Origin of the sequence: Streptococcus pseudopneumoniae (assembly GCF_001074975.1) — a bacterium.
GTDB classification, from domain to species: Bacteria; Bacillota; Bacilli; order Lactobacillales; family Streptococcaceae; genus Streptococcus; species Streptococcus pseudopneumoniae_D.
The window spans coordinates 1-13,272 of the sequence record NZ_JUUO01000110.1 but is presented as its reverse complement, the minus strand read 5'-3'; the positions used below and the strand labels follow the sequence as shown (position 1 = coordinate 13,272).

General features: G+C 39.8%; 10 protein-coding genes. 2 read left to right on the top strand and 8 right to left on the bottom strand.

Annotation, left to right across the window (positions count from 1 at the left end; genetic code table 11):
* Positions 1–633 (top strand): GntR family transcriptional regulator (locus ADI86_RS06410; protein WP_065428625.1); only part of this gene is annotated, 633 nt, incomplete at its 5' end.
* Between the two features lie 148 nt (positions 634–781).
* Here the strand turns inward: ADI86_RS06410 and ADI86_RS06405 are convergent.
* From ADI86_RS06405 to parE, 8 genes are all read right to left on the bottom strand, one after another.
* Entirely contained in the window at positions 782–1,678 is an 897-nt protein-coding gene (locus tag ADI86_RS06405) for a DMT family transporter (protein ID WP_049532247.1), read from the bottom strand.
* Positions 1,679–1,686: 8 nt separating this feature from the next.
* Complete coding sequence (locus ADI86_RS06400; RefSeq protein WP_049532246.1) at positions 1,687–2,622, bottom strand: serine hydrolase domain-containing protein; 936 nt, start codon at positions 2,620–2,622, stop codon at positions 1,687–1,689.
* Positions 2,619–3,344, bottom strand: coding sequence for a CppA N-terminal domain-containing protein (locus tag ADI86_RS06395; RefSeq protein ID WP_049532245.1), 726 nt, complete (start codon positions 3,342–3,344; stop codon positions 2,619–2,621). The genes ADI86_RS06400 and ADI86_RS06395 overlap by 4 nt, the downstream gene beginning before the upstream one ends.
* A gap of 616 nt (positions 3,345–3,960) precedes the next feature.
* On the bottom strand, positions 3,961–5,994 hold the full coding sequence (locus tag ADI86_RS06390; RefSeq protein WP_080983197.1) for a thiol-activated cytolysin family protein: 2,034 nt from the start codon (positions 5,992–5,994) through the stop codon (positions 3,961–3,963).
* A 325-nt stretch (positions 5,995–6,319) separates the two neighbouring features.
* Complete coding sequence (gene parC / locus ADI86_RS06385; RefSeq protein WP_080983196.1) at positions 6,320–8,800, bottom strand: DNA topoisomerase IV subunit A; 2,481 nt, start codon at positions 8,798–8,800, stop codon at positions 6,320–6,322.
* A 156-nt stretch (positions 8,801–8,956) separates the two neighbouring features.
* Positions 8,957–9,589: a type II CAAX prenyl endopeptidase Rce1 family protein gene (locus ADI86_RS06380; RefSeq protein ID WP_241486543.1), complete on the bottom strand. Its 633-nt coding sequence runs from the start codon at positions 9,587–9,589 to the stop codon at positions 8,957–8,959.
* Positions 9,570–10,403 carry an aminoglycoside 6-adenylyltransferase gene (locus ADI86_RS06375; RefSeq protein ID WP_049532244.1) on the bottom strand — a complete coding sequence of 278 codons (834 nt, stop codon included), beginning with the start codon at positions 10,401–10,403 and terminating at the stop codon, positions 9,570–9,572. Before ADI86_RS06375 ends, ADI86_RS06380 begins: the two co-directional genes overlap by 20 nt.
* Before the next feature lie 27 nt (positions 10,404–10,430).
* On the bottom strand, positions 10,431–12,374 hold the full coding sequence (gene parE / locus ADI86_RS06370) for a DNA topoisomerase IV subunit B (RefSeq protein WP_049532243.1): 1,944 nt from the start codon (positions 12,372–12,374) through the stop codon (positions 10,431–10,433).
* Positions 12,375–12,509: 135 nt separating this feature from the next.
* On the opposite strand from parE, the gene plsY reads away from it, so the two are divergent.
* Complete coding sequence (plsY, locus tag ADI86_RS06365; RefSeq protein ID WP_049532242.1) at positions 12,510–13,154, top strand: glycerol-3-phosphate 1-O-acyltransferase PlsY; 645 nt, start codon at positions 12,510–12,512, stop codon at positions 13,152–13,154.
* Positions 13,155–13,272 lie beyond the last annotated feature (118 nt).

The window sequence follows — 13,272 nt, the reverse complement described above, 5'->3', positions numbered from 1 at the left end:
ATTGGAGAAAGACTCCCTAGTGAACGAGATTTAGCTGAGCAGTTTGCGGTCAGTCGCATGACCCTCCGCCAAGCTGTCTCTCTTTTGGTCGAAGAAGGCGTCTTGGAACGCCGTGTAGGAAGTGGCACCTTTGTTTCCAGTACACGTGTACAAGAAAAGATGCGAGGGACAACCAGTTTTACTGAAATTGTTAAGTCCCAAGGTAAAGTTCCCTCTAGCCAGCTCATTTCCTACAGAAAAACTATTCCCAATGAGCAGGAAGTGGCCAAACTAGAAATTTCTCCAACGGAGAATATTATTCGAATGGAACGTGTTCGCTATGCCGACAATGTTCCTCTGGTTTATGAAGTTGCTTCTATTCCTGAAAAATTTATCAAGAACTTTAAAAAAGAAGACGTCACCAGTCATTTCTTCCAAACCTTGCAAAAATACGGCTATCGTATTGGTAAATCACAGCAGACTATTTATGCTCGCCTCGCTAAGGAAAAGATTGCCCACTATTTGGAAGTTGAAAAAGGACATGCTATTCTTGGACTGACTCAGGTTTCCTACCTAGAAGATGGAACTGCATTTGAATACGTAAAAAGTCAATATGTAGGCGAACGTTTTGAATTTTATCTTGAAAACAATTAATACTCTTCGAAAATCAAATTCAAACCGCGTCAACGTCGCCTTGCCGTACTCAAGTACAGCCTGCGGCTAGTTTCCTAGTTTGCTCTTTGATTTTCATTGAGTATAAAATACTACATAAAACCTCTCTGTCACAGACAAAGAGGCTTTTTTATTTTTCTAAGAGTAAATCTTTCAAAGAAATCAGGGTTACAGCAACTAATATCATTGCCATACCAAGAAAATCAATGGGATAAAATTGTTCATTCATGATTAGAAAGGCAAAGAAAACCGCTGAAATTGGCTCAATTGAAGCCAACAAACTTGACTTAACTGGTCCAATCAGACTGGCTCCTTTTAAGAAGGCTGTATAGGCAAAGACAGTCCCGATAAGGATAATGCCCGCAAAAGCAAGGAGAAAATCAAGACTAGTTGGGATAGTAGCCTCTAGAACTCCTGTAAAAGGAAGGGCGACCAAACCTGCTATAACCATTCCCACACCAATGACCAAACTACTCCCCCACTTCTTAATCAAGGCAATGGGTAAAATGATATAAAGTGCGTAAGTCAGAGCAGAAAAGAGACCCCAGAACAGGCCTGTAGGTGTCATGGATAACTGGTCCAACTGTCCATGAGTTGCGATCAGGAAGGTTCCTCCGATGGCTAATGTGATAGAAAAAATCTCTCCCAGTGTCGGTGCTACCTTATCCTTGATACAGCTATAAATCAAAATCCCGACAGGGCAAACATATTGAAGCACAGTCGCAGTACCTGCATTGGTCTCCTGAATAGCAGACAGATAGGCGAATTGGTTGAGAAAAAGACCAATCAGAGCAAAAATAAGAAGAGACAGCAAACTCTTTCTATCCTTTAAAAAAGTCAACATTTTATCCTTTGCAGTAGCATAGGCCAAAAGCATGAGAATTCCACCGGCGATTAAAAGACGCAAGTTGGTCAAGACTAGAGCGGAAATTCCGTGTGCCATCAGGTATTGGCCACTCGTCCCTGACAAGCCCCAAGCAATACCAGCTACAACTGTTAATAAAGTCCCTTTTAAAATATTTGACATATCTCTCCTTACTCTTCTTTGCGAATCAAGTCCATCACTTGATTGCGGTCTAATATCCACTGAGCCCTCTCATCCTTTTCATAGGTACGATTCGATAGGAAAATAGCCGCTTCTTGCTTCTGATGATTCCACATGATAAAGGTACCTGTATAGCCCGTATGGTCTAGCCAATCTCCTTCCAAATTCCATGCTAAAGAACGTTCCTTGTCATCCAAAGGAGAAAAATTTTGACTCAAATTTCTTGCAAAATCATCTGCTAAATAGTGTTCTAAAAAGATTTGTAAATCCTTTACTGTCGAAAATAAACCAGCACTACCTGCATGTCTGCCCAGGAGACGAGCCTTGGGATCATGTACCATACCGGCCTCTACACCTCTAACTGTTGGAACAGCAAGTTCAACAGGACCAAATTGGGTTTCATTCATTCCCCAAGGTTTAAAAACTTGCTCCTGTAAAATCTCATCCAAGTCTTGATCAAAGATTCTTTCCAAAATAAAGCCTAAAAGCAAAAAATGAACATCCGAATAAAGAAAAGATGGCTGACTTCGTCTGTCGAGATGAAACATAGCTTCCTTTAATTCTGATGCAGTTAAACGATCACGATTGGGAATAAAAGGATCAAGATCTGTAGCATGAGTTAAGAGCTGGCGAATAGTGATGTCTGGATAATCACTCTCAGCTAAAAAATCTGTTACAGGTCTATCAATATCTAATTTACCTTTTTCCCATAAAAAGGTAAAAACTGTGCCAACCCCAACAACCTTGCTGACACTGGCTAGGTCAAAAACTAGTCCTGCTTCAGTCATCAGACAATGCTCCGGATCACTTTGACCTAAGTAGATTTCACTCCATTGATTGTCCTTAAAATACGCAAAAGAGGCTCCAGGATAAATCCCTGCCTCGATTTGTTCTTCTATTTTTTTAATAATCTTGGTCCACTTCATACTTCTTCAAACCACAATTCAACATTATTTCGATCTTTACCAAGGAAGAATTTTTCAGACTTAGGAATAAAATATTCGGTAGACTCAAATTTCTTGATAAGACTTGCAATATCTAGTTCATTGACCAAGAACTTGAGCATAGATAAGTCCCAAGTAACCGTATTGTCCACAGTCAAATCTTGACCTTGAGCTGGGATAAAATCAAGGGATGCCCCAATTTCAGATGATTCCAAGAAACTTTCGACATCAGTTGGAAGATGTAATTCCATAGAAATCTCAAATTTACTTAAAGAAATTGATTCCAAATTTGTTTGAAATTCAGGTTTTTCTCCTACTTCTACTAGACTTTCTATCTCATCTTCTGCATGAATCAAAATCAAATCATCTTCTGGTGAAAAAATTTCAAAAGCGTAGCCATTTTGACCTTTATATAATTGATGAATCGAATCTGTTTTAGATAAGAGTCCTTCGACTTCCAAGGGATTTTCCACCTTGATAATCAATCTAGCCAGTTTTTTTCGTCCCTCTACCTTACGAGTACGCATGCTTGGTGCTTCTTCCAAAACCAGCTTCTCAAGACCTGTTTGATCACCTAGTGATAGAAAGGCTGACTCCTCTAACAAGACTTTCATACCGAGGGTTTCCATATAAAAGGTTTCATTTAATTTTCTATTATTAACTTTTAAAGTAGGAATAATCCGTACAATCTGATTTACATTCATAAATTCCTCCGTCACTTTTTATTTTATAGGATTTTAGAATTTTTTACAAGATATTATGCTCAAATTTACCAATTTTCACCTCATTAAACATCTTTTTGAGAAACATGAGTTAAAACTCGATGTTTAGGAGAATTTGAAGTAAATATATCCATAATAAAACACAGAATAGACATTTTCCAATAAATAGATCTACTATACACACCCCTATGCCCTATGGAAAAAGTAAACTAATGCGAATCACAAGAGGTCCATTCGGAGATGGTTACCTAAAGAAGCTAGAAAATGACTCCTAAAATAGATCCCTTTATCTAGAATTAAATTCATAACTATCCTAAAAAATCTTAAACTACAAGAGAATTTCTTCTTATTGGCTACTTGAACTTTAACGTCTCCTTAAATATTAACCGCTATAGCTTTGAATATAAAAACAAGAGATGTCTTCTTACCTTGGGTCTAATAAATCTATAATTCTATTCACAAGAACAATTAATATATATATACTTATATGTAAACTGCTTATAAAACAAGACACAGAAAAACACCCCAAGAGTTAGAATTTGGACTAACTTTTGGGGTTCAATTCATTAGTATAACTAATTATTTTTACAAGTGAGAATTAGTTATTTTCAACTTTTTCATCGTATTTTGGTTTTAGTGTTGTACCTGAGTTAATAATGGTACGTTTTTGGACTAGAGGAAGGTCTGTACGATTGTAAACTGTACGCCATGGTTCCCAAGCAAGACCTGTTTTTTCTTGAATCTTCACGCGTACATTACGTACATTTCCTTTAAATTGAAGTTCAGTTTGGAAGCCAGCTGTTCTGTTTTTACCATTATCTTCCCATTGACGTGAGCGAATGCTTTCAACTCCATCCTTATCATAAGTTACTTCATCCCAGTAAACATAGTAACGAGCGATATAAGCTCCCTTATGTTGTAAATTGAGGTAACCATTTTTATATGAAGTCACTTTAGTTTCAATGTAGTCTGTATTACTTTGAATTGTGGCTACTTGATTATCTTTCAAGAATGCAGTCTTATAAGAAATTGGAACAGCAGGGTTTTGTGTACTGAAAGTAGCTCCTTCTTGAATCAATTTCTTCAAATCTTCTACTGTACCTGTCACAACACGTGCAGCGCCATCAGCATTTCCACCTACGATTGAAACTGTTACAGTTGTATTCTTCAAGACACGTGCCCATTCAGATTCTGGTTTAATAGGCACTCCTTTGATCACAGCATTGATTGCTGCTTTCAACTCGGTACTCTTGCTTGTTGTTTCAAACTTAACATACATTTGACGTCCGTATGATACGCTTGATACATATACAGGAGGAGTATTTTCATCAATTCCACGTGCTTTCAATTGATCAACCGTTACTCCTGGATCAAATACATCTGATGGATTTTTTGGAGCATCAAAGTTAGCAGTATAGTAAACTTGTTTAAAATCAACTACCTCAATTTGTTTTTCACCTTTGTGAACTGCATCAAAATCAATTTTCAAATTAACACCGACTTTTTCAAAGTCACTTCCGAATTTTGCTTTTAATTGATTCATGCTGTAAGCAGAAGTTGATTCGTACTGCATACGTGCTGGAGCAGGGTTCTTCCCAGCATATTTTTCATGCCAACGATTTAACAAGGTATTTACACCTTCCTGCATACCACTTACAGTTGGATTAGCATCTACATAGCTATCTCCGCCTACCATTCCTGGTAAATCAACACTAATTCTACCTTTGCTACGATCTAAACTAATTTGTTGTGGTTTATTTTCTAGAAGGTCTTGATTTGCTTTAAATAAAGCACCTAGGAAAATATCTCCGTTGCCATTAATGGCAACATCAGCAGAACCATTAGAAAGATTTTTCTTCACTTTTTCTACAACCACAAATTCATTTCCTTGTTGTTTTGTGCTTGTATTAGTGTAATTTTCTAAGGCTTCGCCTTTTCTAGTCAAAATATTTAATTTATCATAATTTAAACCAAATAAATAGTTATTTAGCTCTGCAGTATAATCTTTTTTAGCTTTATTTTCTGTTTTCTTATCTGCTACTACTTTTTCTTCTTTTACAGAACGATATACTTCAACTTCTGCCAAACTAAGAGGAGTTTTAGATTTATTTAATTCAATTTTTACATATCGTGCATCAACTCCTGAGAATTGAACATCAACTGTTGGTTGATTGTTTAAGCTATCTACATGTTGACGAGCCACTTCATTTCCATCTTTATCTAACAAAATAACATCAAAATTAGATAAACGATCCCCTACATTACTGTCTCCACGATTGTAAATACGAACAGTTCCCACACCTTCTTCTTTTGCTAGATCGACTTTCCACCAAGAATGATCTTGAAAATCTGTATGAGTAACTGAGCGATGGCCGTAGTCATTATCTCGATTACCATCAACCGCTCTAGAAGCATCTGCACCATAAGCAGTCGAACTCTGACTTGCAGACTTATGAGCAGCAATATTTTCACCAGCAACTGCAGCAACGCTTGGCTCTGTTGCTTTTACTACATTTGTTTGAAATACAAGGCCAGAACCTAGCAAAAATGTTGCGATGGCAACACCACATACTCCAACACTACGTTTACGAATAGAAAAACGAAATCCTTTATCTTGTTTATTTTGAGACATACAAAACTCCTTTATATTTAAACCAACTATTTCTTGAACGCGCTTTCTTGAAACGATATTAGTATAACATAAAAATAAATATGACGCAATCGTTTTCTTAAAAAAAATTATTTTTTATTAACCCAACTTGAATAGTTGATCATATATTAAACGTTTCACATTCAAACACCATTTGGTCTATACCAATAAAAACAAGAAAACGACCAGGCTTACGTCCCTATCAGTTGGGAATCAGCACTGTTCGTTTTTGTATATATAATCAAATTCAACTCTTAAATCTATGGCTTAACAAATTTCTCAATGAAAAGCTTTTCATTGTTTTTTATCATTTCTTAGATTCAAATTCTGTATAAGCTTCCTGAAGATAAGCGTCAAAAACTTCTTCATCTGAAATGGTATCTGATATGAAGCTTCCATTGCTAGTTCGTTCTGACAGGTTCAATTCTTGCAATCGGCTTTGATAGATTGTTCCTTTGTTGGATTGGACAAACAGAGTTTGGTCGTTCTCTTCCACTTCTGTACTGAAAAGATCACCGATGAAGCCTTGTTCTGCAACTGCACCTGCTAAGAAGACACGATGCGGTTTGTTTTTTAACTCACGCAAGACTTGTAATCCTCGTTTGGCACGGCTGGTTGCTGGAATTTCGTCAATAGAAACACGTTTCAAGCTTCCACGTTGGGTCAAAAGGTAGAAGGATGAGGTATTACAGATAAAGGCAGATTGGAGAACATCATCTTCTTTCAGGTTCATAGCTTTGACACCTGCTGCCTTAGCACCGACAACCGGAACCTCTTCAATATTGAAACGAAGGGCATAACCGTTTTGGCTAATCAAGAGAACATCATCTAGTTTAATCGGAGCCACTGCTACAATCTGGTCTGTCTCGTCTTTGAGTTTAGCATACTTAACCGACTTAGACTTGTAGGTTCTCCATGGAGAGAATTCTTTGCGTTCTACACGCTTGATTTGACCGAGACGAGTCGCAGTAAAGTAGGTTGTCGCATCATCAAACTGATCTACCACTTCTGCATAAAGGATTTCTTCGTTAGTTTCGAAGTTTGTAATGGTCTGGCTCAGATGCTCACCGATATCCTTCCAGCGTATATCTGTCAATTCATGAATTGGTCGATAAATGACATTTCCAAGTGTCGTGAACATCAAAAGATGCTGGGTTGTCTTAGCAGATTGAACAAAGATCAGACGATCATCATCACGCTTGCCAATTTCTTCCAAGGTGGAAGCCGCAAAGGAACGTGGGCTGGTACGTTTGATATAGCCTGCCTTAGTCACACTGACATATGTATCCTCTTCAGCGATCAAACTAGCAGTATCAATCTCGATTGCTTTCGCAGTGTCTTCTAGAGAACTCAAACGTGGAGTCGCAAACTTCTTCTTAACCTCACGAAGCTCTTTCTTCATGAGATTGTACATGGTCCGCTCGTCACCGATAATAGCCGCCAGCATGGCAATCTTTTCACGAAGCTCTGCTTCTTCCTCCTGCAAGACAACCACATCCGTATTGGTCAAACGGTAAAGTTGCAAGGTTACGATAGCCTCAGCCTGTTCTTCTGTAAAATCATAGCTGACCTTGAGGTTTTCCTTGGCGTCCGCCTTATTCTCAGAAGCACGGATAAGGGCGATGACTTCGTCCAAAATCGAAATCACGCGAATCAAACCTTCGACGATATGGAGACGCTTCTCAGCCTTTTCCTGGTCAGAGCGTGAACGCGCCAAAATCACTTCACGACGGTGGGCGATGTAGCTAGACAAGATTGGCACAATACCGACCTGACGAGGGGTGAAATTGTCAATAGCCACCATGTTAAAGTTATAGTTTATTTGCAGGTCAGTATATTTAAAGAGATAGTTGAGAACCAGCTCTGTATTAGCGTCTTTCTTGAGTTCGATAGCGATACGAAGACCGTCACGGTCAGACTCATCACGAACCTCAGCAATACCAGCCACCTTGTTATTGACACGAACATCATCGATTTTCTTGACTAGATTGGCCTTGTTGATTTCATAAGGAATCTCAGTAATAACAATTTGTTCCTTACCACCTTTTAGCTTTTCAATCTCAGTCTTGGAACGAACAACCACGCGCCCTTTCCCAGTTTCATAGGCCTTCTTGATTTCATCACGACCCTGAATAATCCCTCCAGTAGGAAAATCTGGTCCCGGCAAGAATTCCATGAGTTTATCTACCTTGGCAGTTGGGTGGTCAATCATGTAAACCGCCGCATCGATGACCTCAGCTAAATTATGAGGTGGAATATCTGTGGCATAACCAGCTGAAATCCCAGTCGAACCATTGACCAGAAGGTTTGGAAAGGCTGCTGGTAAAACAGTTGGCTCTTTCTCGGTATCGTCAAAGTTCCACGCAAAAGGAACTGTCTTTTTCTCGATATCCTGAAGAAGGTAACCAGCAATCTCTGACAAACGCGCCTCAGTATAACGCATAGCCGCAGGCGGATCTCCATCCATAGAACCGTTATTACCGTGCATTTCAACTAGAATCTCACGATTTTTCCAGTCCTGTGACATACGAACCATGGCATCATAGATAGAAGAGTCCCCGTGTGGGTGGAAATTCCCCATAATGTTACCGACAGACTTAGCCGACTTACGATAGCTCTTGTCAAAGGTATTGCCATCCTTATTCATCGAATAAAGAATGCGACGCTGAACCGGCTTCAATCCATCACGAATGTCTGGCAAAGCCCGGTCTTGAATGATGTACTTGGAGTAGCGACCAAAGCGCTCTCCCATGATGTCCTCTAAGGACATATTTTGAATGTTAGACATAATAATTCTCTTTTTATTGTTTTGTTGTAAAGTAAATCTATATTTTATAAATTTAACTATTTCTTTGTAGGTAGTGAGAAAAGAAGAGGAATCCTACTAATCCTAGAATGAATAAAAGATTAATTTTAATAACAAATAAGCTAAGTAGGGTATTAATTAGACCGTGAAAAATGGCGCAAAAGAGGACCGAGTTAGTTTTTTTTTGAAAACAGCAGCTAGGAGAATATTGAGATAAATTGCAAATAGACTGAATAATATAAAAGGCATCCTACTTTGGGAACTTCCAATCACAAACCATAAAGGTACATGCCATACTGCCCAAATACAACCTGTTATCAAACTGGAAATCCAAAAGGAGAATCTAGTTTCCAAAGTTGGTTGCAAGGTGCCTCGCCATCCCAGTTCTTCTTCTCCACCATAAACACAGACTGCACTCAAAAAAATAACAAATAAATTTCCTAGTGGAAAAGCTGGATTAATTTCCTTAGACGAGAAAGCAATAACACCCGTCTGCACGAAAATTAGTAAAAGAAATAAGAAAATATATTTCTTTGAGTCCCCTAAGATAAAAGAAACTATGCTTTTAATTGATTTTTGAGGCAAACAAGAAATGGCTGCAATGGTTGGACCGAAACCTCCTAGCAGATGGAGAAAGACTCCCAGAGGACTTGTTAGACTTAAGAGGCCCATTTGCGTCAGGAAAGCAAGTAATCCCCAACCAAATCCCCAAGAAATGAGAAAACTAATCAGTAAAAATTTTGTTATCTTATTATTTTGTAATGGTTTCATTTATTTCGAGTCTCTCCTTAGCATACTCAATCATCTTCTCTGCGGTTGCTTTGTCATAGTGGAAGCCAGTTTTGAGAGAGAAGGCTTGTGCTTCTCTGTGGAAAAGTTGCATCGTAGAAAATAAAGACTGGGTGAGCTTCTCTATACTTGAAAAATCAAGCAGATTTGAGAATTCCTTTTCTTTCTCAGCAGGTAAATAGTTAAAGAGGTACTTGTAGTTCTTGCCGACGTCGACTCTTCCCCTATCACTTGCTACCTGCCAAGCTAAGATTTTCAGGAGTTCTTGCTGACAAATACCGTAGAGATGGTCAGTCGCATAGATGACTTGATTGCGACAAATCCCTTTTACCACGTAAGCTGACACCCACCAAAATTCATTGCAGGCTTTTTCAAAATCAATCTCACTAGCTGGACTTGTCCAGTAACGCTCTAGATTTTGGGAATAGGGTTCAAATAAATGTTCTTGATCTTCTAAAACAGTGAATCCTGCCTCACTATCCACCCACTCCTTGATATGCTCTTTAGGGCAGAGGGTTAAATCAATGCGGTTACCATCCTCAAAGAGCATGAGATAAAGTCGACGGTTGCCTAGAACATTATGTTGCTCAATGTTACGTGTGCCAAACTGGTCCAACCAAGAAAGGTCACTCGTCAGATTATCTAAATCATCTACAACATAAACCACGTCGTAATCCTGAAACTCATCTTTTGGTGCTTTTGTATCAGTTCGTGAACCAGACATAGCGACAGTCACGACTTGTAAGGTTTCAGCAGTCTTTAAAATTACATCGAGCATTTCTGTTTCAGTTCTCATATTGACACCTATTCATAAAAAACTGACTTAAAACACTGTCGCTTCTTCCAGCGTAAACTTGACATTGTCCTCAATCCATTTACGACGTGGTTCGACCTTGTCACCCATGAGGACATTGACACGGCGTTCGGCACGAGCCAGATCTTCGATTGTGACACGGATAAGGGTACGGGTTTCAGGATTCATAGTCGTCTCCCAGAGCTGATCGGCGTTCATTTCACCAAGTCCCTTGTAGCGTTGGAGGGTAGCACCTTTGCCAAACTGCTTGCGGAGTTCTTCTAATTCGCCATCTGTCCATGCATAAGCCACTTCTTCTTTCTTGCCTTTTCCTTTGGACATCTTGTAAAGAGGAGGGAGGGCGATATAGACATGTCCTGCCTCGACTAGCGGACGCATGTAGCGGTAGAAAAATGTCAAGAGCAAGGTCTGGATGTGGGCACCATCGGTATCCGCATCGGTCATGATAATGATCTTATCATAGTTAGCATCTTCAATGGAGAAATCTGCTCCAACACCCGCACCGATGGTATAAATCATGGTATTAATTTCTTCATTTTTGAGGATATCCGCCATCTTGGCCTTAGCTGTATTGATAACCTTACCACGTAGGGGCAAGATTGCCTGGAACTTGCGATCACGGCCTTGTTTGGCAGAACCACCGGCAGAGTCCCCCTCGACTAGATAGAGTTCATTCTTGGCAGGATTCTTGGACTGGGCAGGGGTTAATTTACCCGACAACAAGCCCTTATCTTTCTTATTTTTCTTGCCATTTCGGCTCTCATCACGCGCCTTACGAGCCGCCTCGCGAGCATCACGGGCCTTGATGGCCTTGCGGATGAGATTAGAAGCCAATTCTCCATTTTCCATAAGGAAAAAGGTCAACTTGTCCGCCACAATTCCATCCACAACTGGACGAGCTAGAGGACTTCCAAGTTTATCCTTGGTCTGTCCTTCAAACTGAAGATGTTCTTCAGGAACCAAGATAGAAAGAACGGCCGCTAGTCCCTCACGATAGTCTGAACCTTCAAGGTTTTTATCTTTTTCCTTGAGAAGCCCCGTCTTACGCGCGTAATCGTTCATAACCTTGGTAATGGCAGACTTTAGTCCTGTCTCATGTGTTCCACCGTCCTTGGTACGAACGTTATTGACAAAGGATAGGATATTATCTGAGAATCCATCATTGTACTGGAGGGCGACTTCCACTTGGAAACCATTGTCTTCGCCTTCAAAGTACAGAACTGGTGTCAAGGTTTCCTTATCTTCGTTGAGATAAGAAACAAAGTCTTGTACCCCATTCTCATAGTGGAATTCAATCGCTTCATCTGTTCGCTTGTCCGTCAAGGACAAGCGAACATTTTTCAAGAGAAAAGCTGATTCATTAAGACGCTCTGAGATGGTATTGTACTTAAAGTCTGTCGTGGAAAAGATCGTCGCATCAGGCATAAAGGTAACCTTTGTACCTGTTTTAGACTTGGGCGCTGTACCGATTTTCTTCAGAGTCGTGACAGGTTTGCCACCATTTTCAAAACGTTGCTTATAGATTGCACCGTCACGGGTGATTTCAACTTCCAACCAACTTGAAAGAGCATTAACGACCGAAGAACCCACTCCGTGGAGACCTCCTGATGTCTTATAACCACCCTGACCGAATTTTCCTCCGGCATGAAGGATAGTAAAGATAACTTCAACTGTTGGAATGCCCATAGCATGCATACCAGTCGGCATACCACGACCATGGTCTTGAACCGTTAAACTGCCATCTTTATTGATTGTCACATCAATACGGTCACCAAATCCAGACAAGGCTTCATCGACAGCATTATCGACGATTTCCCAGACTAGGTGGTGGAGACCAGCACCATCGGTCGATCCGATATACATCCCTGGACGTTTTCGGACCGCATCCAACCCTTCTAGCACCTGAATGGCATCATCATTATAATTGTTAATATTGATTTCCTTTTTTGACACAAGGAACCTCCTATTCGTTCATCTTTACTATTCTACAGGTTTTCCAAGGATTTTGCAAAATTTTTCTTTCTCCGCTGTAACAATTTCAGTAGAGATTCTCTGCCTTTCTTCTCCATTTCATGATATAATAGGAGTATGATTACAATAGTTTTATTAATTCTAGCTTATCTGCTAGGCTCGATTCCGTCTGGTCTCTGGATTGGACAAATTTTCTTTCAAACAAATTTACGTGAGCATGGTTCTGGCAACACAGGAACGACCAATACCTTCCGTATTTTAGGTAAAAAAGCGGGTATGGCGACCTTTGTGATTGATTTTTTCAAAGGAACCCTAGCAACCCTTCTTCCGATTATCTTTCATCTACAAGGTGTTTCACCACTCATCTTTGGACTTTTGGCTGTTATTGGCCATACCTTCCCCATTTTTGCTGGATTTAAAGGAGGTAAGGCAGTTGCGACTAGTGCAGGAGTGATTTTCGGATTTGTGCCTGTTTTCTGTCTCTACCTTGCGGTTGTTTTCTTTGGAACCCTCTATCTTGGTAGTATGATTTCACTATCTAGTGTCACAGCATCTATCGCAGCTGTCGTCGGAGTTCTACTCTTTCCACTTTTTGGTTTTATCCTGAGTCACTATGACCCTCTCTTCATCGCTATTATCCTAGCACTTGCTGGTTTGATTATCATTCGTCATAAGGATAATATCACACGCATTAAAAATAAAACTGAAAATTTGGTCCCTTGGGGATTGAATTTAACCCACCAAGATCCTAAAAAGTCATAACCACCCGTGAAAACGGGTGGCTTGTACACCGGCTATAAGCCGTTTCTCTCCAGCAGCGTCTAAAGACGCTCGCTGAACTTCGTTCAGGTCGTGCTATATTACTTGACTAATGCCCGTC

Bases quoted from the DNA above. Each gene is read 5' to 3' on its own strand.
- parC (WP_080983196.1), bottom strand. From the start codon at position 8,800: ATGTCTAACATTCAAAATATGTCCTTAGAGGACATCATGGGAGAGCGC.
- ADI86_RS06390 (WP_080983197.1), bottom strand. From the start codon at position 5,994: ATGTCTCAAAATAAACAAGATAAAGGATTTCGTTTTTCTATTCGTAAA.
- ADI86_RS06380 (WP_241486543.1), bottom strand. From the start codon at position 9,589: ATGAAACCATTACAAAATAATAAGATAACAAAATTTTTACTGATTAGT.
- ADI86_RS06400 (WP_049532246.1), bottom strand. From the start codon at position 2,622: ATGAAGTGGACCAAGATTATTAAAAAAATAGAAGAACAAATCGAGGCA.
- ADI86_RS06395 (WP_049532245.1), bottom strand. From the start codon at position 3,344: ATGAATGTAAATCAGATTGTACGGATTATTCCTACTTTAAAAGTTAAT.
- ADI86_RS06405 (WP_049532247.1), bottom strand. From the start codon at position 1,678: ATGTCAAATATTTTAAAAGGGACTTTATTAACAGTTGTAGCTGGTATT.
- ADI86_RS06375 (WP_049532244.1), bottom strand. From the start codon at position 10,403: ATGAGAACTGAAACAGAAATGCTCGATGTAATTTTAAAGACTGCTGAA.
- plsY (WP_049532242.1), top strand. From the start codon at position 12,510: ATGATTACAATAGTTTTATTAATTCTAGCTTATCTGCTAGGCTCGATT.